The organism is Sphingomonas sp. (genome assembly GCF_030145815.1).
Taxonomy (GTDB): domain Bacteria; phylum Pseudomonadota; class Alphaproteobacteria; order Sphingomonadales; family Sphingomonadaceae; genus Sphingomonas.
In genome coordinates this window covers 72,198-94,199 of sequence record NZ_JAIXHL010000020.1, presented here as the reverse complement: position 1 = coordinate 94,199, position 22,002 = coordinate 72,198, and the positions used below count along the sequence as shown (strand labels likewise).

19 protein-coding genes and 1 tRNA gene are annotated in these 22,002 nt (G+C 65.4%); 9 read left to right on the top strand and 11 right to left on the bottom strand.

Features of this window, described 5'->3' with window-relative positions:
* Positions 1 to 247 precede the first annotated feature (247 nt).
* On the top strand, positions 248 to 1,477 hold the full coding sequence (locus KYX69_RS17045; RefSeq protein ID WP_300499299.1) for a hypothetical protein: 1,230 nt from the start codon (positions 248 to 250) through the stop codon (positions 1,475 to 1,477).
* 8 nt (positions 1,478 to 1,485) lie between these two features.
* Here KYX69_RS17045 and KYX69_RS17040 read toward each other — a convergent pair whose 3' ends face one another.
* Positions 1,486 to 2,100: a TetR family transcriptional regulator C-terminal domain-containing protein gene (locus tag KYX69_RS17040; RefSeq protein WP_300499296.1), complete on the bottom strand. Its 615-nt coding sequence runs from the start codon at positions 2,098 to 2,100 to the stop codon at positions 1,486 to 1,488.
* 50 nt (positions 2,101 to 2,150) lie between these two features.
* Here KYX69_RS17040 and KYX69_RS17035 point away from each other — a divergent pair, with 50 nt between their 5' ends.
* The gene (locus KYX69_RS17035) at positions 2,151 to 3,332 is read left to right on the top strand and encodes an aromatic ring-hydroxylating dioxygenase subunit alpha (RefSeq protein ID WP_300499294.1); all 1,182 of its coding nucleotides are present in this window, start codon (positions 2,151 to 2,153) and stop codon (positions 3,330 to 3,332) included.
* 12 nt (positions 3,333 to 3,344) lie between these two features.
* Entirely contained in the window at positions 3,345 to 4,952 is a 1,608-nt protein-coding gene (locus tag KYX69_RS17030) for an NAD(P)/FAD-dependent oxidoreductase (protein ID WP_300499291.1), read from the top strand.
* Here the strand turns inward: KYX69_RS17030 and KYX69_RS17025 are convergent.
* Positions 4,949 to 6,241, bottom strand: coding sequence for an amino acid permease (locus KYX69_RS17025; protein ID WP_300499288.1), 1,293 nt, complete (start codon positions 6,239 to 6,241; stop codon positions 4,949 to 4,951). The two genes, KYX69_RS17030 and KYX69_RS17025, sit on opposite strands and share 4 nt — an antisense overlap.
* 91 nt (positions 6,242 to 6,332) lie before the next feature.
* On the opposite strand from KYX69_RS17025, the gene KYX69_RS17020 reads away from it, so the two are divergent.
* Both KYX69_RS17020 and KYX69_RS17015 read left to right on the top strand, forming a co-directional pair.
* Positions 6,333 to 7,913, top strand: a complete 1,581-nt coding sequence (locus tag KYX69_RS17020; protein WP_300499285.1) for a sulfotransferase — start codon at positions 6,333 to 6,335, stop codon at positions 7,911 to 7,913.
* Positions 7,914 to 8,027: 114 nt separating this feature from the next.
* Complete coding sequence (locus KYX69_RS17015) at positions 8,028 to 10,523, top strand: TonB-dependent receptor (RefSeq protein ID WP_300499283.1); 2,496 nt, start codon at positions 8,028 to 8,030, stop codon at positions 10,521 to 10,523.
* A 130-nt stretch (positions 10,524 to 10,653) separates the two neighbouring features.
* On the opposite strand, the gene KYX69_RS17010 is transcribed toward KYX69_RS17015, so the two are convergent.
* Both KYX69_RS17010 and KYX69_RS17005 read right to left on the bottom strand, forming a co-directional pair.
* A tRNA-Gln gene (locus KYX69_RS17010) sits at positions 10,654 to 10,728 on the bottom strand.
* Between the two features lie 54 nt (positions 10,729 to 10,782).
* On the bottom strand, positions 10,783 to 11,886 hold the full coding sequence (locus KYX69_RS17005; protein WP_300499281.1) for a branched-chain amino acid aminotransferase: 1,104 nt from the start codon (positions 11,884 to 11,886) through the stop codon (positions 10,783 to 10,785).
* A gap of 54 nt (positions 11,887 to 11,940) precedes the next feature.
* Here KYX69_RS17005 and KYX69_RS17000 point away from each other — a divergent pair, with 54 nt between their 5' ends.
* On the top strand, positions 11,941 to 12,423 hold the full coding sequence (locus KYX69_RS17000) for a MarR family transcriptional regulator (protein ID WP_300499278.1): 483 nt from the start codon (positions 11,941 to 11,943) through the stop codon (positions 12,421 to 12,423).
* A gap of 2 nt (positions 12,424 to 12,425) precedes the next feature.
* Here the strand turns inward: KYX69_RS17000 and KYX69_RS16995 are convergent, their stop codons facing one another.
* Positions 12,426 to 13,055, bottom strand: coding sequence for a hemerythrin domain-containing protein (locus tag KYX69_RS16995; protein ID WP_300499275.1), 630 nt, complete (start codon positions 13,053 to 13,055; stop codon positions 12,426 to 12,428).
* A gap of 61 nt (positions 13,056 to 13,116) precedes the next feature.
* The gene (gene proC / locus KYX69_RS16990; RefSeq protein WP_300499273.1) at positions 13,117 to 13,920 is read right to left on the bottom strand and encodes a pyrroline-5-carboxylate reductase; all 804 of its coding nucleotides are present in this window, start codon (positions 13,918 to 13,920) and stop codon (positions 13,117 to 13,119) included.
* A gap of 278 nt (positions 13,921 to 14,198) precedes the next feature.
* Between proC and KYX69_RS16985 the strand changes: the two genes are divergently transcribed.
* From KYX69_RS16985 to KYX69_RS16975, 3 genes are all read left to right on the top strand, one after another.
* Positions 14,199 to 14,849 (top strand): hypothetical protein, encoded by a 651-nt coding sequence (locus KYX69_RS16985; protein ID WP_300499271.1) that lies wholly within the window; start codon positions 14,199 to 14,201, stop codon positions 14,847 to 14,849.
* Between the two features lie 123 nt (positions 14,850 to 14,972).
* Positions 14,973 to 15,494, top strand: coding sequence for a hypothetical protein (locus tag KYX69_RS16980; RefSeq protein ID WP_300499268.1), 522 nt, complete (start codon positions 14,973 to 14,975; stop codon positions 15,492 to 15,494).
* A 114-nt stretch (positions 15,495 to 15,608) separates the two neighbouring features.
* The gene (locus tag KYX69_RS16975) at positions 15,609 to 15,959 is read left to right on the top strand and encodes a hypothetical protein (protein WP_300499265.1); all 351 of its coding nucleotides are present in this window, start codon (positions 15,609 to 15,611) and stop codon (positions 15,957 to 15,959) included.
* Positions 15,960 to 16,189: 230 nt separating this feature from the next.
* Here KYX69_RS16975 and KYX69_RS16970 read toward each other — a convergent pair whose 3' ends face one another.
* The 5 genes from KYX69_RS16970 to KYX69_RS16950 all read right to left on the bottom strand — a co-directional run bounded on the left by KYX69_RS16970 (position 16,190) and on the right by KYX69_RS16950 (position 21,899).
* A complete protein-coding gene (locus KYX69_RS16970; RefSeq protein WP_300499262.1) occupies positions 16,190 to 16,696 on the bottom strand; it encodes a YbjN domain-containing protein in 507 nt (168 codons plus the stop codon).
* Between the two features lie 111 nt (positions 16,697 to 16,807).
* On the bottom strand, positions 16,808 to 17,107 hold the full coding sequence (locus KYX69_RS16965) for an accessory factor UbiK family protein (protein WP_300499259.1): 300 nt from the start codon (positions 17,105 to 17,107) through the stop codon (positions 16,808 to 16,810).
* A gap of 49 nt (positions 17,108 to 17,156) precedes the next feature.
* The gene (locus KYX69_RS16960) at positions 17,157 to 17,708 is read right to left on the bottom strand and encodes a TspO/MBR family protein (protein WP_300499256.1); all 552 of its coding nucleotides are present in this window, start codon (positions 17,706 to 17,708) and stop codon (positions 17,157 to 17,159) included.
* 28 nt (positions 17,709 to 17,736) lie between these two features.
* Complete coding sequence (locus tag KYX69_RS16955; RefSeq protein ID WP_300499254.1) at positions 17,737 to 20,838, bottom strand: efflux RND transporter permease subunit; 3,102 nt, start codon at positions 20,836 to 20,838, stop codon at positions 17,737 to 17,739.
* Entirely contained in the window at positions 20,838 to 21,899 is a 1,062-nt protein-coding gene (locus KYX69_RS16950) for an efflux RND transporter periplasmic adaptor subunit (RefSeq protein ID WP_300499251.1), read from the bottom strand. The genes KYX69_RS16955 and KYX69_RS16950 overlap by 1 nt, the downstream gene beginning before the upstream one ends.
* Between the last annotated feature and the right edge of the window lie 103 nt (positions 21,900 to 22,002).

The window sequence follows — 22,002 nt, the reverse complement described above, 5'->3', positions numbered from 1 at the left end:
CTGCTGTGCGGTGCCCCAAGCGCTGATCCAGCGATCTTCGGCCCGCGCGCCGGGCGACAGGGTCAGCGCGACCGCGCCGCACAGCGCGATCCATCCGTGCATGATTGTCCTGCTCTTCACTCAACCCCTCCGGCGCCATGTCGGGCGCTTACACGCCTGCAATCGATTGCCGATCGCTACCACCGCGCCAATCACGCCGCAAGCCGACGATCTTGGCGTCTGGCACGGGGGCGTTTAGATCAGTGCCATGCGCCCGCTCTCTCTTTTCCTGTTCCTGCTCGCATCGTTCACTCTAGCGCCGCCCGCCAGTGCGCAAATCGCGCAGACCCGCGCCGAAGCCCTGGCGCAAGACGCCGCCGAATATGCGCGAGCCTATGGCGTGCCGGGGCCGGAGGCGATGCGCCGCCTGATCGCGCAGCAGGACAGCGTGCCCGCGATCGACGCCATTGCGGAGCGCTATCGCGACCGCCTTGCCGGCATCTCGGTCGAGCATCACCCCCATTATCGGTTCATCGTCTATCTCACCGGCGATCGGCCGGTCCCGTCAACGCAGGTGCTGGCCGGAGCGATGCGCGTGCCCGTGCAGTTCCGCACCGGCGCCAAAGCCAGCCGCGAGCGCGTGCTGTGGGCGCTCACCAACCACCAGCCGGCGATCCGCGCGGCGCTCGCCGATACGCCATCGATGGGTATCGATCCGCGCACCGGCGAGTCGGTGGTGATTGCCGCAAAGCCGGTGGTCGATCGCGCTGGGGGCGATGCAGCGGTCGCTGCGCGCCTGAGCCAGTTGACCGGGGTGCCGGTGCGGGTGCGCATGCTTGATCTGGTCGACCGCAATCTCGGTCCGCAAGGTGGCGGACGGCTCGATGGGACCGATCCGGCGAGCGGACGACGTTATCGCTGCACCAGCGGCTTTCTGGTCGGTGATGGCGCACGCGTCGGCATCACGACCGCCGCACACTGCCTCGACGACCTGGCCTATATCGATCCGGCACGTCAGGCGACGCCGCTCGGCTTTGTCGGGCAATGGGGCTGGGGCTATCACGACGTGCAGATCCACACCGTCCCCGCCCTCGCCCGCCCGCTGTTCTTCGCCGACACCGCGCGCAGCCTGACCCGCCCGGTCGCGGCGCAGCGCGCCAAGACCAGCACCCGCGCTGGGGATTTCGTGTGTCATCGCGGCGAGAGCACCGGTTATAGCTGCGCGGAGGTCACGTTGCTCGACTTCGCACCGTCGGGCCAATTATGCGGCGGCTACTGTCTGCCGACATGGGTCGCCGTATCGGGCCCGACCTGCAAACAGGGCGACAGCGGCGGCCCGGTGTTCAGCGGGACGACCGCGTTCGGCATCGTCAAGGGCGCAACCTTTCGGTCGGACGGGTCGTGCGCCTTCTATTTCTACATGTCGCTCGATTACCTGCCGACGCCGTGGCGACTGCTCATCGACACACCGCCAGCCAAGGTGTTGGCGATCGAGTAGAGTGGGTTTCAGTTGGGCGGCGCCGGGTGCGACTGGAACAGGGCGGCGATGTGTGCCTGTGCGATGGCGCGCGCTTCGTCGGCATCCAGAATGGCGGGCGACAGGCACAGCTCAAGCCAGAGGCCGTCGACCAATGCGGCGATGCTGATCGCGGCGCGACGGCGCGCGCTCGATTGCAGCCCGCACGCCGCCAGCAGCCGTTCGAGCTCAGCGCGGTAGCGGGCATATTGCGTGTCATGCAGTGCTGCGATCTCGCCGCGTGCGATCACCAGCCCCCAGAAGGCGGTCCAGGTCGCGAGCAGGTTGCGATCGGCAATCGACGGCGCGAAACTCGCGGTGACATACGCGATCAACCGCGCCTGCGGGTCGCTTCCGGCTGCCGCGACCGCCGCGTCGAGCGCCGCCGCGACCTGTTCCCCGACATGCGCATAGGTCGCCGCGATCAACGCATCGACCCCACCGAAATGATGCGCGACCAGTCCCGGCGAGACTGCGGCCTCGACCGCGATCGCGCGCACCGATGCGCCGCTGGCCCCGTCGCGGGCGAGCACGCGCGCCGTCGCCGCGATCAGCGATAGCCGTCGCGCATCGGGTTCGGCACGGGTGAAGCCTGGCTTGCTCATCGCGCGATCTTATTATACGATCGTATAACAAGCAAATCGCGGAGCCGATCATGGCCAACTCTGCCCCCAGTCCAGACCCAGCCCATGATCCGGACGCCGACTGGTCGCTGCCCGGCTGGATCTATACCGATCCCGAGTTTCTTGAGGTCGAGACGGCGCGCATCCTGCGGCCGTCGTGGCAGATCGTCTGCCATGAGAGCGACGTTGCCGGGCCGGGCGACTGGCGGACGCTTTCCTATCTGGGGGAGAATGTCGTCGTGGTGCGCGGGCGCGACGGGGCGATCCGCGCCTTTCACAATGTCTGTCGCCACCGCGCGATGCGGATCGTCGAGGGCGATGCGGGCTGCACGAAGAAGCTGGTCTGCCCCTATCATGCCTGGGCCTATGAACTGGACGGGCGGCTGTCGGGCGTACCGATGCGCAGCGACTATCCGGCGCTGGATATCGACGCGAGCGGCCTGGTTCCGGTCGATCTCGCCACCTGGCGCGGCTTCGTATTCGTGCGGCTAGAGGATGATGGCGGCCCCTCGCCCGCGCAGATGATGGCGCCCTTTGACCATGAGGTCGCACCCTATCGCTTCGAGGAAATGCGCCGGATCAGCGACGTCCGGATCCGCGACCGCGCGGTCAACTGGAAGAATGTCGGGGACAACTATTCGGACAATCTGCACATCCCGGTCGCGCATGACGGGCTGACGCGATTGTTCGGCAAATCCTATGCGATAGAAGCGGCGGGGTGGATCGACAAGATGTCGGGCCAGCTGGTCGACCGCGTTTCGGACAACCCGTGGGAAGCCTTTTACCAGCGCCACCTCCCCCGCGTCGATCACCTGCCCGAGGCGAACCAGCGGCTGTGGCTCTATTACAAATTGTGGCCGAACATGGCGTTCGACATCTATGCCGACCAGATCGACTTCATGCAGTGGCTGCCGGTCTCACCGACCAGTTGCGTGCTGCGCGAGATGGCGTTTGCGCTGCCCGATGATCGGCGGGAGATGAAGCTGACCCGCTACGCCAATTGGCGGATCAACCGCGTGGTCAATGCCGAGGACACCTGGCTGATCGAACGCGTGCAGCAGGGCATGGCATCGCAGAGCTACACCGCCGGGCCGATCGGCGCGAGCGAAGTGTGCCTGCGCAGCTTTGCGGCCAAGGTCCGCGCGATCATTCCGGAGGCGCGGCTGCAGCGTGCCCCCGCGCCCGGCTGGTCGCGCCGTCCGCACAGTGTCTGATCGGGGGAAGCCATGAAGCGATACGACGCGATCGTCATCGGCGGCGGGCACAACGGGCTGGTCTGCGCCTTCTACCTGGCCCGCGCGGGGCTCAAGGTGCGCGTGCTGGAGCGGCGCCACATCGTCGGCGGCGCGGCGGTGACCGAGGAGTTTCACCCCGGCTTCCGCAACTCGACCGCGAGCTACACCGTCAGCCTGTTGCGGCCCAAGGTGATCAAGGACATGCGCCTGCACGAACGCGGCTGGCGGATTATCGAGCGGACGATCAGCAACTTCTTCCCGCATGAGGGCGGCTATCTGAAACTGGGCGGCGGCACCGCGCGGACCCAGGCCGAGTTTGCGCGCTTTTCGCAGAAGGATGCCGAGATCTTCCCGCACTATGAGGAAGCGCTGGAGCGGGTTGCCGAAGTGCTGCGCGACCTGTCGCTCATGACCCCGCCCAATGCCGGGGGCGGGCTGCGCGCGCTGCTCGCCGCCGCCGCGCAGGGCAAGCGTCTCGCGGGCATGGACGTCGATGCGCAGCGCGACGTGATGGACCTGTTCGTCAAGTCCGCGCGCGATTTCCTGACCCGCTGGTACGAGAACCCGTATATCCAGGCCGCGTTCGGCTTCGACGCAGTGGTCGGTAACTATGCCAGCCCCGATACGCCCGGATCGGCCTATGTCCTGCTCCACCATGTGTTTGGTGAGATCAACGGCAAGAAGGGCATGTGGGGTCACAGCGTCGGCGGGATGGGCGCAATCACGCGCTATATGGCCGAAGCTGCCGAGGAAGCCGGGGTTGAGATCAGCGTTGAGGCGCCGGTCGCGAAGCTGCTGGTCGATGGCGGCAAGGTCGCGGGGGTACGGCTGGAAAGCGGCGAAGAGATTGCAGCGCCCATCGTCGCATCGAACGCCGGCCCGGCCCTGCTCTACCGCCAGCTCGTCGATCGCAGCGACCTGCCCGCTCAGTTCGCGCGGCGGATGGACGGGTACAAGACCGGATCGGGTACGTTCCGGATGAATGTCGCGCTGAGCGAACTGCCCGATTTCACCGTGCTGCCGGGCAAGGAGAAGGCTGAGCATCACACGGCGGGCATCATCATCTCGCCGACGCTCGACTATATGGACAAGGCATTCACCGACGCGAAGGCCAAGGGTTGGTCGGACGAACCGATCGTCGAGATGAAGCTGCCGACCAGCGTCGATGACAGCCTCGCCCCGCCGGGGATGCACATTGCCTCACTCTTCTGCCAGCAATTCGCGCCGGTGCTGCCCGACGGGCGTAGCTGGGACGATGCGCGCGATGCGGCGGCCGACGTCATCATCGACACGGTGACGAAACACGCACCCAATTTCCGCAAGTCGATCCTGGGCGTCCAGATCCACTCGCCCGCCGATCTTGAGGCGAAGTTCGGGCTGATCGGCGGCGATATCATGCATGGGCACATGTCGCTCGACCAGCTCTGGGCGTCGCGGCCGATGTTGGGGCATGGCGATTATCGCGGGCCGATCAAGGGGCTGTATATGTGCGGCGCGGGCACCCACCCAGGCGGCGGCGTCACCGGCGCTCCGGGGCACAATGCGGCACACGAGATCCTGCGCGACCGATCGTTCGTGCGGCGGTTGCTGCCGGTTTAGCGGCTCCGTCGCACCCAGAGATAGACGGGTAGGCCGAGCGCGAGCAGGCCAAGACCCCAGAGGTTCGCGCGCAGGCCGAGGCCATAGATCATCCACAGCACGAACAGCGCCGAGACGATCGCCGCCAGCACCGCCGTGCGGTCGCCTGCAAGTAGCTTCAGCGCGGCCAGCGCGCTCACGAAATAGGCGAGCATGCCCGCCGCCAGGCTGATCGTCGCGATGTCGGCGAACAGCGTGCCGGTGCTTCCGGTGTAGTTGAGCGCCATCACGATCGTGACCAGCGCGCCCGACACCCAATGCGCGCGGGTCGGCGTGCCACGGCTGCTGTCCTGGCCGAACCAGGCAGGGAAGACGCCGCCGCGCGCCATCGCCCGGGGCACCTCACCCTGCAGCAAAATGAAGCCGTTGAGCGCACCCAGCGCACTGATCGCGGCGAAGATCGCGGCGATCTCCAGCGCGCCATTGCCCCAGGCGCGGCCGAGAAATGCGGCGAGCGGCGCTGGCGACGCGGCGGTGAGTGCCGCCGGCATCATCAGGCCGATCGCGCCGGCGACAAGCAGATACACCAGCCCGGTAAGCGCGGTACCGATCAACGTGACGCGCGGCACGATCCGCGCCGCGTCGTTGACCCGATCGGCGGGAACCGTGGCCGATTCAACGCCGAGAAACCCCCAGAAGGTCAGCGCCACTGCGGCCGAAATCGCCCCCGCGCTGAGCGGCACCGGTGGATTGGCGACGATTGTCCCCGTCCCATCGGCGATCAGCAGCCACAGTGCGAGCAGGATCACCATGACCAGCGGGACCAGCTTCACCAGCGTCGTCACCAGCTGAATCCGCCCCGCCAGCACCACGCCGCGCATGTTGACCGCGACCAGCGCCCAGATCAGCAGCAACGCGGTGGCGAACGCCGGAGCCCCGCTCGCAATGGCTGGAAACGGCACGCTGAGCGCACTCACCACGGCGATCGCCAGCGCGCCATTGCCGGCCCAGATCAGGATCCAATAGCTCCACGCGACCGCGAAGCCAACGACCGGCCCGAACGCCGCATCGGCAAAGGCATAGGGGCCGCCAGCGCAGGGCAGCTTCGCCGCGAGCCGGGCGAACACAAACGCCAGTGTCATGGCCCCGGCAATCGTCGCGCCCCAGCCGATCAGCGCGTTGCTCCCCAGCGGCGCGAGTGTGGCGGGCAACAGATAGATGCCCGATCCGATCATGTTCCCCACGACCAGCGCCAGCGTCGGCCAGAAGCCGAGCGCGCGACGTGGCATGGGCGGGATCGCATCGGCCATGCTGCTTTGTCGCGAGCACGGCGGCGTTCGTCCAGCACGAAAAATGCGGACGGTGCTTGATCGCTGCACCGCCGCATGGTCTTCATATGCGATGACCGCGATGCGCTTTTCACCCGAACTCATGGACGCGGCGCTGGCGCTGCACGACAACCGCCTGTCGGAGGCGGAGCGCGGGTTGAAAGCCTATCTCAAGCGCGACCCGTTCGATGCGCGCGCGATCCGCATGCTCGCCGAATTGGCCGGCCGGATCGGGCGGCTGAAGGATGCCGAGAACCTGCTGCGCCGCGCCGTCGAGCTGGCGCCAGGCTTCACCGCCGCGCGCGCCAATCTTGCCTTGGTGCTCTATCGCCAGAACCGCGCGGATGAGGCGCTGGCCGAACTCGACGCGCTGATCGATGCCGAGCCCGATCATCCCGGGCATGCTAATCTGAAGGCCGCCGCGCTTGGACGCCTTGGCGCGTTCGAGGAGGCGATCACGCTGTACGAGCGAGTGTTGGCGGAAGCGCCCGAGCAGCCCAAATTGTGGATGAGCTATGGCCATATGCTCAAGACGGTCGGGCGGCAGGCGGACGGCATCGCCGCCTATCGCCGCGCAATCACGCTGCGGCCTGAACTGGGGGAAGCGTGGTGGAGCCTTGCGAACCTGAAAACGGTGGGGTTCGACGACGCCGAAGTCGCCGCGATGGAGGCCGCCCGCGCCGCGCCCGACCTCGGCGACGAAGACCGGTTTCATCTCGATTTCGCACTGGGCAAGGCATGCGAGGATCGCGGCGAGGCGGATCGCGCCTTCGGCCATTATGCGGCGGGCAATGCGCTGCGCCGGACGCAGCTGGTCTATGACGCCGACGAAACCGATCGGTTCGTCGACGATTGCATCGCGCTCGCCACCCCGGACTTTTTCGCGGACCGCGCAGGCTGGGGGTCCGATGCGCACGATCCGATCTTCATCCTGGGCATGCCGCGCGCGGGATCGACCCTGATCGAACAGATCCTGGCCAGCCACAGCGCGATCGAGGGCACAACCGAATTGCCCGACCTGCCCGCGCTGGCGCGGCGCATTCCCGATTATCCGCACGGTCTCGCCGCGCTGACTGCCGAACGCGCCGGCGAACTGGGTGCGGAGTATCTCCGACGCACCGCCGTCCAGCGCCGCACCGACCGACCGCGCTTCATCGACAAGCTGCCCAACAACTGGGCGCATGTCGTGCTGATCCGCCTGATCCTGCCCAATGCCGTGATCATCGATGCGCGCCGCGAACCCCGCGCCTGTTGCTTCTCCAACTTCAAGCAACATTTCGCGCGGGGTCAGGCGTTCAGCTACGCGCTCGACGATATGGGCCGCTATTATCGCGACTATGTGCGGTTGATGACCCATCTCGACCGCGTTCAGCCCGGTCGCGTCCACCGCGTGATCCATGAGGCGCTGGTCGACGATACAGAAGCGCAAGTGCGCCGGTTGCTCGATGCCTGCGGCGTCGGGTTCGAGCCTGCCTGCCTCGCCTTTCATGAGACCGAACGCGCGGTGCGCACCGCCAGCTCCGAGCAAGTGCGCCAGCCGATCTTTACCGGCGGCGACCGCGCATGGTGGCCGTTCGCCCGGCACCTTGCCCCGCTCGACGCAGCGCTTGGCGACCTCATCGACCGCTACCCGGACGCCCCCGCAAATTCGTAACGTTGCAGAAACGTCACTGTCACCGAAGATTATACGGACACTATCGCGGGGTAATTGACCTTTGTTGCGCCGCACCACAGTCTGACGTGACAAAGTGATAATCAGGGGGCTGAAATGGTTATTTCAATGCGTCGCGCCGTGCTGTCAGGGCTTCTTGCATCGACGGCGCTGATCCTGCCTGCAGCCGCTCGGGCGCAGGACGGCAGTTCCCCAGACCTGCCCCCCGATCAGGACGAGATTGTCGTCACCGCACAGAAGCGCGACGAGAATATCCAGTCGGTCCCGATCAGCATCCAGGCGATCGGTACGCGCAAGCTCGATCAGCTGAACATCTCGAACTTCAACGAATATACCCAGCTGCTGCCCTCGGTCGCGTTCCAGACGTCGCAGCCGGGCGTCACCACCGTCTATATGCGCGGCGTCGCATCGGGTGGCGACGGCAACCATTCGGGGTCGCTCCCATCGGTTGGCAGCTACCTCGACGAGCAGCCGGTGACGACGATCGGCGGCACGCTGGACGTCCATATCTACGACATTGCGCGCATCGAAAGTCTCGCCGGGCCGCAAGGCACGCTTTATGGCGCTTCGAGCCAGGCGGGCACGATCCGCATCATCACCAATAAGCCCGATGCCGCCGGGTTCGATGCCCGGATCGATGCCGAGGTGAACACCGTCGCGCATGGGGGTCAGGGCGGCAAGGTCGAGGGCATGGTCAATATGCCGCTCGCCGAGAATATGGCGCTGCGCGTCGTCGGCTTCTATCAGCGCGACGCGGGCTATATCGACAATGTGCCGGGCACGCGCAGCTTCCTGCCCACGCCCGGCGGCATCACCGTCAACAACAGCGCGTTCGTCGAGGACAATTATAACGATACCGACACCTGGGGCGGGCGCGCCGCGCTGAAGGTCGATCTCGATGAGGATTGGACGGTCACGCCGACCGTGCTGTACCAGGAGATGCGCGGCAACGGCACCTATGCCTATGACCCGCGCGTCGGCGACCTTCAGGTGCAGCATTTCTACCCCGAATATCGCCGCGACCGCTTCATTCAGGGTGCGCTGACGATTGAGGGCAAGATCGGCAACTGGGACGTGACCTATGCCGGGGCCTATCTCGACCGCAAGACCGCCTCGTCGAGCGATTACACCGATTATTCGGAGGCTTACGACAATCTCTACGCCTCGGTCGGCGGGCTCGCCGGCTATTTCTATTATCTGGACAATGCCGGCAACACGATCGACCCGCGCCAGGTCGTGATCGGCAGCGACCACTTCAAGAAAACCAGCCAGGAACTGCGCGTCGCCTCCCCCGCCACGGATCGGTTCCGCATCGTCGCGGGCCTGTTCTATCAGCGCCAGTCCAACCTGATCCACCAGGACTATCAGATCCCCGGCCTTGGCAGCGCCGTTTCGGTCAACGGGTCGCCCGGCACGCTGTGGCTGACCCAGCAGCATCGCGTCGATAAGGACTATGCGATGTTCGGTGAGGCGAGCTTCGACCTGACGCCGACGCTGACCTTCACGGCGGGCGCGCGCGGATACATTTACGACAACTCGCTAATCGGCTTCTTCGGCTTTGGCCGCAATCCCGGGGTCGATCCGGGCGATGGGCGTCCCTTCACCGCGTCGCCGTTCAACGCCGCGGGAAGCTCACGCACCGGCGTGGCCGGCTGCTATCTCGCCAATGGGCAAACGCTACGCGACGCCTATCTCGCCGGCAGTCCCACCAACACGCTGCTTCCGGCGGCGGTCGCGGGCAGCCCGTGTACCAATCTCGCCACCTACGCGAGCGGCCGCCTGCTTCCCAAGAAGACCGAGGGCGAAGGCGTTACCTACCGCTTCAACATGACGTGGAAGCCGACGGACGCGCTGCTCTTCTACGCCTCCGCCTCCAGCGGCTTCCGCCCCGGCGGCATCAACCGGCGTGGCGACGTGGCACCCTATGACGCCGACAAACTCTATAATTACGAACTCGGCTGGAAGACGACGCCGATCGCTGGCCTGCGCTTCAACGGCGCGGTCTATATGCAGGAGTGGAAGGCATTCCAGTTCTCGTTCCTCGGCCCGAACAGCTTCACGATCATCCAGAACGGGCCGGATGCGCGCATCTATGGCGTTGAGATGGATGCCAACGCCACCTTTGGCGGGCTCAACCTGACGGTGTCGGGTTCCTTCACCGATGCCAAGACGCGGCAGGATCTGTGCGCGACCCAGATCTGTAGCGGCACCGGCACCGATGTGCTGGCACCAAAGGGGACGCGACTGCCGGTCACGCCGCGGGTCAAGCTCGCCGGCACGGCGCGCTATGCGGTGCCGATGGGATCGGGACGCGGCTATCTGCAGGGGCTGATCGCCTATCAGAGTTCGGCATCGTCCGACATCCGCGTCGCCAAGGCGGCGGCGCTCGGACGGCTTGCGCCGTATGCCACGGGCAATCTGGCGATCGGCTATGAGCTGTCGGATTACACCTTCGAACTGTTCGCGCAGAATATCTGGGACGAACGCGGTCAGATCACCCGGTTCCAGCAATGCGGCGCCTGCGATCAGCGTCCGTATATCGTGCCGATCGCACCGCGGACGATCGGGTTGCGCCTGGGCGCTCGCTTCTAGGGCCGGGAACGGCGTGATGGATGCGCCGTGCGGTGGCGGCCGCGGGGATCAGGCAACTGACCCCGAGCCGCCACGACTGGCGCCATCGGAACGCTTCAACGCTGTTCACGTTGAAATCAGGAAGTTGCGATGGCTGGGGCGGCTGGATTCGAACCAGCGCATGGCGGTACCAAAAACCGCTGCCTTACCGCTTGGCTACGCCCCAACATCGTGCGGAAGCGAAGCCCTTAAAGCGCCGCGCCGCCGGTGAAAAGAGGGTTTAAGCGAACCGATGCACCCAGCCATGCGGGTCGGGTGCTTCGCCGCGCTGGATCGCGGTCAGGCGCGCCTTGAGCGCTTCGGTGACCTGTCCCGGCCCGCCACTGCCGATGGTGAAGCCGCCCTTGCTGCTCTTCACCTGTCCGACCGGGGTCACCACCGCCGCGGTGCCGCAGGCGAAGGTTTCGACCAGGCGACCGCTCTTGGCATCCGCTTCCCACTGGTCGATCGCATAGGGTTCTTCGCGCACCGTAATTCCCTGCTCGCGCGCCAGCGTCAGGATCGACCCGCGCGTGATGCCGGGCAGGATCGTGCCGCCCAGCGGCGGGGTGACGATGCTGCCATCGTCGAACACGAAGAACAGGTTCATGCCGCCCAGTTCCTCGACCCAGCGGCGTTCGGCCGCGTCGAGGAACACGACCTGATCGCAACCCTGCTTGATCGCTTCGGCCTGCGCGACCAGGCTCGCGGCATAATTGCCACCGCATTTGGCCGCGCCGGTGCCGCCCGGGGCGGCGCGGGTATAATCGTCGGACACCCAGATCGTAACCGCCTTGGCCCCGCTCTTGAAATAGGCCCCGGCGGGCGACGCGATGACGAGGTAGAGATATTCGCTGGCCGGCTTCACGCCCAGAAACACCTCGCTCGCAAACATGAACGGGCGCAGATAGAGCGACCCACCCTCCAAGCTCGGGATCCAGTCGCGGTCGGCGGCGACCAAGGCTTCGAGCGAACCGATGAACAACTCATCGGGCAGTTCCGGCATCGCCAGCCGCCGCGCGGATTCGCGGAAGCGGCGGGCATTCTCCTCAGGCCGGAACAGCGCGGTGCCGCCATCGGCGAGGCGATAGGCCTTGAGCCCCTCGAAAATCTCCTGCGCATAATGCAGCACGGCGGTCGCCGGATCGAGCATCAGCGGGCCGCGCGCGGTGATCTTGGCATCGTGCCAGCCCTGCGTATCCGACCAGCGGATCATCGCCATATGATCGGTGAAGAGCTTGCCGAAACCGGGATCGGCGAGGAGGCGCGTCCGCTCGTTCGCTTCGACAGGAGCCGGGTTGGCTTCGATCTGGAACGTGGTGCTGCTCACTTCACTCTCCCGCATGGCCCCGGAATTGGGCGTTGCGCAGGCCTAAGCCCGATGGCAAAACAGGTCAACATGGCTGTCCCAACTGCGTCCCCACTATTTCTTCGCGAGGCCGAAATCCGGCGGGGCGTCGAACTGCTGTACTTCGGCTACAGCAACCTCACCCGCTCGATCGATGAGGGGCTGGCAGCGCAGGGCCTTGGCCGCGCGCACCATCGCGCGCTCTACTTCGTTGCGCGGCAACCGGACATTAGTGTGGGTGAGCTGATCACACTTCTCGCGATCACCAAGCAATCGCTGGGCCGGGTGCTGACCGACCTTACCGAGCGCGCGCTGATCGAGACACGGCCGGGGCGCGAGGATCGGCGGCAGCGCCTGTTGCGGCTGACCCCGGCGGGCACGCAGCTGGAGGCGGAGCTGTTCGACGCGCTGCGCGAAAAGATGACCGCCGCCTATTCCTCGGCGGGACAGGCGGCGGTCGGGGGGTTCTGGGCCGTGCTCGAAGGACTAATCCCCGCCGACGAACGCAAGCGGGTATCAGACCTGGGGCGATAAGATCAGGCGACCTTGAAGCCTTCGCGGTTCATCGCCTTGGTCAGCACGGCGTTCTTCTCATCCGACAGGCTGGCGCGCAGCTGCGGGAACAGGCGCTCTTCCTCGTCCTTCATATGCTCCTCCAGCTCGCTGCGGAGCTTGCGGATCGTGGCGAGGAATTGCGGGCTGGCGGCGGGCATGTTGTCGAGTTCGTAGAGGTGCTGTTTCACATAGCCGTGCTCGCTGTTGAGCTCGTCGGCCTCTGCAACTTTCCCGGCTTCGCGCAGTGCGGGGTAGATCACATTTTCTTCCTCGATCGCATGCTTGGCCAGCGCGTGCTTGAGCTGGGTCAGCATCAGCGTGCGGCGCGCGGTCGCGGTGTCGTCGGTCGCCTCGATCGCGTCGAGCAGTTTGAGCACTGCCTGATGCTCTGCAATCAGCCCGTCCATCCAGTCGCCCGCCAATAGCGTCGGCGACTGCACCGCCGCCTTGCGGCCGAGCATCGCCAAGATGCCGAGCGCTGCACCGGCCGCTGTCGCACCGGCAATCGCGCCGAAGCTGCCGCCCCAGCCGCCTTCTTCCTTGAACCGACCCTGGCTGTCGCGGGCCTGATTGTCCGCCTGGGTCGCTCTGCTTTGCGTCTTGGTCGCCATCATCGCCTCCATGGGTTGGATATTGGCGCGACAACGTTTTCAGGGGGTTGGACGTTCCCCCTTACCCGCGCGCGGCGGCGGCCATTTCGGCGTTGCGGCGTTCGGATGCTTCGAGCGTTGCGGTGAGCAGCCGGACCAAAGCGGCATCGGCGTCGAGCACGTCCAGACCCTTGCGCGTCGAACCGCCGGGGCTCGCGACCTTGTCGGCAAGCGCCGCAGGGCTGTCGCTGGCCTGCGCGGCGAGCAGCGCCCCGCCCTCGACCGTTGCCAGCGCCAGGCGCAGCGCCTGATCCGCCGGAATACCGACCGCCGCGCCAGCCTCAGCCAGCGCGTCGATGAAGCGATAGACGAACGCCGGACCGCTGCCTGCCAACGCGGTCACCGCATCGAACTGCGCCACATCGACCCATTCGGTCAGGCCCAGCGGCGCCATCAGCGCCTCCGCACTGGCGCGGGCGGCGGCATTGGCGCTGTCGCTGTGCAGCGCGACCACGCCCTTGCCGATCTCGACCGGCAGGTTGGGCATCGCGCGGATGATCGCCCCCGCATCGAACCGCGTCGCCAGCGCCGCTTCCTCGACCCCGGCGAGGATCGACACCAGCATGCCGACACCCGCGACCTGGCCCGCAATCTGCTCCGCGATCCCGTCGAGCTGCTGCGGCTTGATCCCCAGCATTACCGCCTCGGGCAACGCACCGTTGGGCAACACCCGCCCCTGCCGCACGCCATCGGGCAGGTCCCGGTCGCTGCGGTTGAGGACGAACACATCCTCCCCCCGCACCGTTCCCGCTGCGATCCAACGCCGCAACATCGCCCCGGCCATATTCCCGCATCCGATCAGCCACAGGGTCTTGGGGGTGGACAATGGGGCCTCCGGACATTGGCCGCCGGGACGGCGCCGGGCGGAAGTTTACACTGGCTTTACACTATCGCGCATCCCGGCGGGGATCGGGATGCGGGCTGGCGCGGTGGCCATCGGGCCGGCCCGTGCGCCGTCCGTTTTGCGATATGCCGAGGTGCTGCTTGTAGGAAAGCGATTTCTCCTATCTGAGAATAACTGGTTTAATACCAATCACTTAGAATAGTTGTTGACCAAGGTTGCGCAGACGATACGTTTCACCTTCGCAATATTCAGGGGTGATCATGGCATATTGGCAGGGTTTGGTGACGGGCGCAGCGGTGACGATCGCAGCGGTGGCGCTGGTAGCGGCGGCCAAGCCGCAGAAGTTCGGCACGATCGACGTCGAGCGGATCAACGTCCGCGAGCCCGACGGCACGCTGCGTCTGGTGATCGCGAGCAAGGGCCGCTTCCCCGGTGCCTTCTACAAGGGCGAAGAGATCGCCCGCCCCGACCGCGCCTTTGCTGCGGGCATGTTGTTCATGAACGACGAAGGGACCGAAAATGGCGGGCTGATCTGGGCCGGCAAGAAGGATGGCGACAAGGTCAATGCCGGCGCGAGCCTGACCTTCGACCGCTATGAGAATGACCAGACTGTGCAGATCGTCCAGACCGACAATGGCAGCCGCGACAGCGCCGCGCTGATCATCTCTGACCGCGGTGCCGAAAGCATGTTCACCAAGGCCGATGGCAAGGCCGCCATCCGACCCGACGCGTCGAAGGGTGCGGGCCGCCTGTTCGTCGGTAAGTCGCGCGACAAGGCATCAGTGGTGATGCTGCAGGACGCGAGCGGCAAGCCCCGCCTGATGCTCAAAGTCGCACCCGATGGCGGCGCGGCGATCGACTTCCTCGACGATACGGGCAAGGTGGTGAAGTCGATCGGGCCGGCGGGGTGAGGGGTGCGGGGCGCGTCGGATAGGGCGCGCGCCGTATCATCTACGAGCCTGCAAACTCGTAAAGCAGACGGGCTGCAAACGACCCCATTGCGGACATTGCAGCGCTGATGCATCGATTGCTTGATGACACGGCATCGAAAGACAGCCCTTTTGATCGGCGCGGGCCTTTTAGCCTTCGCTGCGGTCACGATTTACATTGCTGATCGCCCCAAGGCTCTGGCTACCGTCTGCGATCTTGGGCTGCCTAATCTCTCGCGCCCCGCCTCCATTCCAGCAGACGTCCTCAAATGTGAGATACTGGGCGAGCGTGAAACAATAACGGGCACCATCTTTACCCATCGCCAGGGGGCATCGGTAGTTACAGGCAAGGAAACGCGGCCTGTCGAGCTATCTATATTACGAGGATTTCCGCGCCTTGACCAACAAATCGAGGCCTCTAGGAAGGAGTACTGCGTCCGCGGGGCTACGGCGCGGCTGACCGGGTGGCGAACGCAAACGCCGGGATCCTATGGCCATCTCGGCTTTGCCAAACAGCAATTCTACGTCGAGTCGGTCGACGACGTTGGCCCGCTGCCGCAGACGATCGTGGATAGAATCAAGGATCGAACTTGGTGCCGGGGGCTTGATGAGTTCGATGGCTACTGACCACCCAGTTTCAGCGGTTCCGGCGCTTGTGACGGCATCCCAAAAGCGGTCCTGCCGCAAACGACCCCGTTGCGGTCGTTCGCTTATCGCCCGCTAAATCGGCTAGATTGGGCCATGGACACCATTGAAACGCCGCCCGGTCTTGCGGTCTCGGTAGACCAAGACGCAGTCGTAATTCGTGTCGAGCGCCAGGCTGCCATGCCGATCTTATCGATCCTCCTCCACTCGAAGTTCTCAGACGGACCTAGAATGGATTTTCTTTGTACGCCCTACACCAACAAGATGATCGAAGCCCTTATGGCCTCGGCATCTTTGACCGAATATATGGGTCAGCGCGAGGGGATGGCCCAAGCTTTGAGTCCGGTGATCGAGCTAGTGAAGGAATCGGCGGAGCGCGAGAACCTTCCAGCCGATGAAGCAGCGTCGCTGATGCAATTATCCATCTATCCGTACAACGCCACCTAAACGGCAGCTAGCCACCCAATTTAAGCCGTCCAGCCATCGCGCTGAGAGCGGTCGCTTATGGGTTCACGACCTCGATGCCTCAGTGCCCCAGCGCAGATCGGTTAGCAGCGATGCGCATGACGCCAATGATCAAAGCTGGCTGCTTAGCTTGAAGGAGTCGGGCTGCCTCGGCCAGCCAACGATGCCCCCCCCCGGGCGAGCCCGGGCGACGGGACCATTGATAGGGCTGCTTACGCCTCGCCCTGCGTCTCAATCAGTGCCGCCGCAATCGCTTCCTTCGGCGTTTTGCCGCCCCACAGGACGAACTGGAACACCGGGTAGAAGCGTTCGCACTCGTCGATCGCGCTTTCGACCAGCAATTCGGTGTGCTGGAGCGTGATCGCTGCACCATCGTCACCGGGGATCATCGCGGCGTGGCGGTAGAGCAGGATGCCGCTGGACGACCAGAGTTCGAAATGGCCGACCCAGAGCTGTTCGTTTACCAGGCCGATGGTTTCGTAGATCGCGCCGCGGCGTTCGTCCGGGATGCGGACATCCGGGAACGCCAGGAACTGCAGCACGCCGTCATCCTCACGCCAGATGGCGCGCAGCTCATATTCGGTCCAGCTGCCCTTTACCTTGGCAACGACCTCGTCTTCCTCGCGCGTATGGCTCCAGCCATGCGCCGCAAAGTAGCTTTCCAGCATGTCGATCGGCGCGGCGTCATCGTCGCGCTCATATTCGCTCTCATCGAGCATTCCGGTCGTCCTCCGCCCGGCCCTTGCCTGGCGCAGTTGGTGCCAATCTACTCCGCGCCGCACAAGCAGCATAGCGTAAACGCGGCGGAAATAGATGTGGAAAAGCGCGCGTTACGCGCCCGGCGCGGCCTTTTTCGGCTTGGCGGGCTTCGCGGCTGCAGGCGCAGCGCCGAGCTTCGCCTCAAGCGCCTCGATCCGTGCGCGCAGCGCGTCATTCTCATCGCGCGCAGCAACCGCCATCGCCTTCACCGCCTCGAACTCGTCGCGCGCAACGAAATCCATGCCGCCGACAAAGCTCTTGAACCGTTCACGCGCGGCGCTTTCGCCCTCACGCGCCATGCCGGCCATCGTGCCGGCCGCGCCGTTCACGAACTTGACGAAATCGTCGAAAATGCGGTTGTCGCTCTGCATTGTTTATCTCCTGGGCGGTACCGGCCCGTTCAGCGCAGCTGAACCAAATTCAGATGCTCATCTGGGGCGCCGACTGCGCCGGGACAAGGGTTTCGGCATTGGGATTGAGCTGGTCGATCTGAAAACACAGCCACCCGGCAAAGCACAGCCAGCCCAGATAGGGCAGCATCAGGATCGCCGCACCGGTGCGGATGCGTCCGAACATCACGGTCGTCGCCAGTGCCAGCACCAAGATCACGCCAATCAGCACGAACGCCCAGAACGGCTGGTGCATGCCGAAGAACAAAGGCGACCAGGCGAGGTTCGCGCCCATCTGCACCGCGAACAACACCAGTGCCGGGCCGCGCAACGTCGATCCGCGCGCGTTGATGATCATCGCCAGCGCGAGGCCCATCAGCACATAGATGACTGCCCAGGCCACCGGAAACGCCCAGTCCGGCGGGGTCTGTGCCGGCTTTTCCAGCATCTGATACCAGAGATTTTCCGCGCCGGTCGGGGCAATGCGCGCCGACGCAAAGCCGAGCAGCAGGATGAACGGAACGGTGACGATGGCCCAGCGCAGAAACGCCAGCCGCAACTGTCCCTTGGACGCAATCTCCATTCCCCGCTCCCCAGTCCTGTGACCCGGCTTATTCGGCCGGTTGCGGCGAAGCGATCGCCGCGTCAAGCTCCCGGCTCACCGCTTGGGGCGAACCCGTCCACTTGGCAAGCCTGCTATAGAGGATCGGGATCAGGAACAAGGTGATCAGCGTCGCCAGCATCACGCCGAACACGATCACCACGCCGATGGCCGAGCGCGCGCCCGCCCCTGCCCCGCTGGCGATCATCAGCGGCACCGCGCCCGCCGCCGTCGCGATCGACGTCATCAGAATCGCGCGCAGACGGCGGGCGGAGGCGATACGGATCGCATCGGCAATGCTCTTGCCCTCGTCGCGCAGCTGGTTGGCGAACTCGACGATCAGGATGCCGTTCTTCGCCGCCAGGCCGACGAGCATGACGATACCGATCTGACTGTAGAGGTTCAGCGTCTTGCCGAAGAAGAACAGCCCCAACATGCCGCCCGCCACCGCCAGCGGCACGGTCATGATGATCACGCCGGGGTGGACGAAGCTCTCAAACTGCGCGGCGAGCAGCAGGTAGATGATCAGGATGGTGAGGCCGAACACCAGCAGGATCGAACCGCCGGTCTCGACGAAGGCCTGGCTTTCGCCGCGATAGCCGACCGCCAGTACTTCGGGCGATTGCGCCGCCTGTTCCTGCAGGAAGGTCAGCGCTTCGCCGAGCGAATAGCCCGGGGCGACGCCGCCCGACAGGGTGATCGCGCGCAGCTTGTTATAGCGGCCAAGATCGCGCGGCCCCGAAACCTCGCGCGTGGTGACGAGATTGGACAGCGGGACCAGCGACCCGTCGCGCGCACGCACCTGAATCTGGGCAAGGTTGGCAAGGGTCGAGCGACCCGCCTCATCCGCCTGGACGATCACGCGATATTCCTCGCCGCGGTCGAGATAGGTCGACACGCGGCGCGAGCCGAGCAGGGTCTGCAGCGCCTGGCTCACCGCATTGACCGATACGCCCAGGTCACCGGCACGCGTGGTATCGACCTCGATCCGCATTTGCGGCTTGGTTTCCTTGTAATCGGAATCGAGGTTGATGATGCCGGGATTCTGCGCCGCCGCCGCGAGGATGCGGTCGCGCGCGGCGACCAGCCCTTCATAGGTGTTGCCGGCCAGCACGAAGTTGATCGGCTGCCCGCGCCCGCGCCCCAGCGCCGATCGCACCTGCGCGTTCCCGCGCACCGCCGGTTCGTCGGCGAGGATGCGATTGATCTGCTGGGCGACTTGGGCGGTCGAGGTGTCGCGCTCTTCCCAAGTTTTCAGGAAAATGATGAACGCGCCGCTGTTGAAGTCGTCGCTCGCGCCAAACCCGCCCGGCGTGCGCGTGATGATGGTGCGCACCGCGCCCTGATCGAGCAGCGGCAGCAACTTGCCCTGCGTATCGAGCATGTAACGGTCCATCTGGTCGAAGCCAGTGCCTTCGGGGGCGCTGATCTGGACCTGCGCGACACCCTGATCCTCGGCCGGGACCAGTTCCGACTGTAGCGTCGTAAACGCGGCACCCGCCGCAAACAGAAAGGCCAGGACCGCGATCAGTGGGATCAGCGGCTTGTCGATCGCGCGCGACAGGTGGCGCGAATAGAAATTCTCCAGCTTCTGGAATTGCTTGTCGACCCAGCCGGTGAACCGCCCGCGCTGTTCCTGCTTGAGCATTTTCGAGCACAGCATCGGCGTCAGGCTGAGCGCGAGGAAGCCGGAAAAGGCGACCGCGCCGATCATCGCCACCGCCAGCTCGCGGAACAACAGGCCGGTCTGCCCCGCGAGGAAGCAGATCGGCACGAACACCGCGCACACCACCAGCGTGGTGGAGATCACCGCAAAGCCGACCTGGCGCGTGCCCTTGAACGCCGCGACCAGTGGGGTCTCTCCCTCCTCGATCCGGTGATAGACATTTTCGAGCACCACGATCGCGTCGTCCACGACCAGGCCGATCGCCAGCACCAGCGCGAGCAGGGTCAGCAGGTTGATCGAAAAGCCCGCCAGCCACAGCACCGCGAAGGCGCCGAGCAGACAGATCGGCACCGTCACCGCCGGGATCAGCGTCGCGCGCCATGATCCCAGGAACAGGAAGATGACAAGGACGACCAGGATCGCCGCCTCGGCCAGCGTCTGCCACACCTTCTCGATCGCCCGACCGATGAACAGTGAATCGTCCGATCCGACGGTGATCGTCATCCCCTCGGGCAGATCGGCCTGCAGCGCTTCGGCGGTTGCCTTGGCGGTTTCCGCGACCTCCAGCGTGTTGGCGCCCGATTGACGAACGATGCCCAGCCCGACCGCCTGCTGGCCGTTCATGCGGAACGCGTTATAGGGATTTTCGGCCGACTGCTCGACCCGCGCGACATCGCCCAGCCGGACAAGATAGCCGTCCGCGCCGCGCCCGACGACCAGGTTGGAAAAGTCGCCCGCCGTCGCAAAGGGACGGTCCACGCGTAACGTGCGGTTCTGCTGCTGCGATTCGAGCCGCCCGGCGGGAAGCTCGACATTCTGGTTGCGCAGTGCAGTTTCGATATCGGCCGGGGTCAGCGAATAGGCGGCAAGCCGCGTCGCATCGAGCCACACGCGCATCGACGGGCGCGCATCGCCTGCGACGAATACGCGCGCGACGCCGTCGATCGTGCTGAACCGGTCGACCAATGTGCGGTCGACATAGTCGGACAATTGCAGCGGCGACCAGCCCGGGCGCGAGATGACCAGGAACAGGATCGGGGAGCTGTCGGCATCAACCTTACGCACTTCGGGCGCGATCACTTCCTCGGGCAGATCCTCGACCACGCTGCCGATGCGGTCGCGCACATCGTTGGCGGCGGAATCGATGTCACGGCCGGGGCGGAACTCGATCGACACGTCCGACACGCCATCGCGCGAGCGCGAGGTGATCGTCTGAATTCCCTCGATCCCCGACAGCGCTTCCTCGATCGGCTGGGTGATCCGCGCCTCGATCACGCTGGCGGCGGCACCGGTATAGGCGGTCTCGACCGACACGACCGGCGGATCGGTGTCGGGATATTCGCGGACGGACAGGCTCAGGAACCCGACCACGCCGATGATCGTCAGCAGGATCGCCAGCACCGCCGCAAAGACGGGGCGGCGGACCGAGAGATCGGACAGCTGCATCAGTTACCCTTGGCCTGGCCAGCACCCTTGGTCGCGGCGTTGCCGGGACCGGCGGTGCGCACCTGCTGCCCCTCGGCGATCTTGACCACGCCTTCGGTCACGACGCGCTGACCGGGCTGCAGGCCCCGCGTGACTTCGACGAGCCCATTCTGGCGGAGGCCTGTGCGGATTGGGACGCGCTTCGCCTTGCCGTTTTCGATGACGAAGACGAAGCTTTGCTCGCCCTCGCCCACCACGGCCAGTTCGGGAACGGCGGCGGACGTGCGTGCCTGGGCCTCGATCGTCACGGTCAGCAGCATGCCGGGCTTAAGCTTGCGGTCGCCATTGGCGAGCACCGCGCGTACCGTGGCGGCGCGAGTCTGCGGGTTCAGCACCGGATCGATCGTCGCGATCGTCCCGCGAAACGGCTGGTCCGGATAGGCGGCGGCAACCGCGACGATCGCCTGCCCGGGCTGGACCTGCGCCAGCAGCGTTTCGGGCACGGTGAAGTCGAGCTTGATCCGGCTGATATCGCTGACCGTCGCGATCTCGGTCCCGGCGCTCACCACCGCTCCGGCAGAAATATTGCGCAGCGACACCCAGCCGCCGAACGGCGCGCGCACCACACGGTCGCCGATCGACGCGCGTGCTTCCGCTGCCTGAGCGTTCGCCTGGCCTGCCAGCGCTGTCTGTGCGTCCACCGCGCTGCGCGTGGCAAATCCGCGATTTTTGAGTTCTTCGAGCCGATTGAGCTGCTGCTGCGCTTCCCGCGCCCGCGCCTGTGCCTGCGCCAGCTGGGCACTTTCCTGCCCCTGTGCCAGCACCGCGATCACCTGCCCGCGCCCGACATAGGCGCCGTCCTCGAAATTGAGGCGCAGGATCCGTTCGGTCACCGGGGCAGTCAGTGTGACCTGTTCATTGGCGCGCGCCGTGCCGACCGCATCGATCCGCTCGACAAACCGCGCCGATTGGACCGCGCCCAACGTCACCAACGGCGGCTCACGGCCCTTTGTCTGCGCTGCGTCGCCGCCGCAGGATGCCAGAGCCACAGCCGAAGCTGCCAGGACAAAAATCATTCGCATGGGGAAACGCGCTACACCAACCGGGGGGAACATCAACTATGCCAACGAACTTGTCGCAAAAGTGTGTCAGCCCTTATTGTGACTGCGAAGAAACGCTACGTTT

Excerpts from the sequence above, each read along its gene's own strand:
- KYX69_RS16980 (WP_300499268.1), top strand. The coding sequence starts at position 14,973 with ATGACACGGCATCGAAAGACAGCCCTTTTGATCGGCGCGGGCCTTTTA.
- KYX69_RS16955 (WP_300499254.1), bottom strand. The coding sequence starts at position 20,838 with ATGCAGCTGTCCGATCTCTCGGTCCGCCGCCCCGTCTTTGCGGCGGTG.
- KYX69_RS16965 (WP_300499259.1), bottom strand. The coding sequence starts at position 17,107 with ATGCAGAGCGACAACCGCATTTTCGACGATTTCGTCAAGTTCGTGAAC.
- KYX69_RS17020 (WP_300499285.1), top strand. The coding sequence starts at position 6,333 with ATGACCGCGATGCGCTTTTCACCCGAACTCATGGACGCGGCGCTGGCG.
- KYX69_RS16995 (WP_300499275.1), bottom strand. The coding sequence starts at position 13,055 with ATGGCGACCAAGACGCAAAGCAGAGCGACCCAGGCGGACAATCAGGCC.
- KYX69_RS17005 (WP_300499281.1), bottom strand. The coding sequence starts at position 11,886 with ATGCGGGAGAGTGAAGTGAGCAGCACCACGTTCCAGATCGAAGCCAAC.
- KYX69_RS16985 (WP_300499271.1), top strand. The coding sequence starts at position 14,199 with ATGGCATATTGGCAGGGTTTGGTGACGGGCGCAGCGGTGACGATCGCA.
- KYX69_RS17040 (WP_300499296.1), bottom strand. The coding sequence starts at position 2,100 with ATGAGCAAGCCAGGCTTCACCCGTGCCGAACCCGATGCGCGACGGCTA.
- KYX69_RS17045 (WP_300499299.1), top strand. The coding sequence starts at position 248 with ATGCGCCCGCTCTCTCTTTTCCTGTTCCTGCTCGCATCGTTCACTCTA.
- KYX69_RS17035 (WP_300499294.1), top strand. The coding sequence starts at position 2,151 with ATGGCCAACTCTGCCCCCAGTCCAGACCCAGCCCATGATCCGGACGCC.
- KYX69_RS17030 (WP_300499291.1), top strand. The coding sequence starts at position 3,345 with ATGAAGCGATACGACGCGATCGTCATCGGCGGCGGGCACAACGGGCTG.
- KYX69_RS16950 (WP_300499251.1), bottom strand. The coding sequence starts at position 21,899 with ATGCGAATGATTTTTGTCCTGGCAGCTTCGGCTGTGGCTCTGGCATCC.
- KYX69_RS17015 (WP_300499283.1), top strand. The coding sequence starts at position 8,028 with ATGGTTATTTCAATGCGTCGCGCCGTGCTGTCAGGGCTTCTTGCATCG.
- KYX69_RS16960 (WP_300499256.1), bottom strand. The coding sequence starts at position 17,708 with ATGGAGATTGCGTCCAAGGGACAGTTGCGGCTGGCGTTTCTGCGCTGG.
- KYX69_RS16970 (WP_300499262.1), bottom strand. The coding sequence starts at position 16,696 with ATGCTCGATGAGAGCGAATATGAGCGCGACGATGACGCCGCGCCGATC.
- KYX69_RS16975 (WP_300499265.1), top strand. The coding sequence starts at position 15,609 with ATGGACACCATTGAAACGCCGCCCGGTCTTGCGGTCTCGGTAGACCAA.
- KYX69_RS17000 (WP_300499278.1), top strand. The coding sequence starts at position 11,941 with ATGGCTGTCCCAACTGCGTCCCCACTATTTCTTCGCGAGGCCGAAATC.
- KYX69_RS17025 (WP_300499288.1), bottom strand. The coding sequence starts at position 6,241 with ATGGCCGATGCGATCCCGCCCATGCCACGTCGCGCGCTCGGCTTCTGG.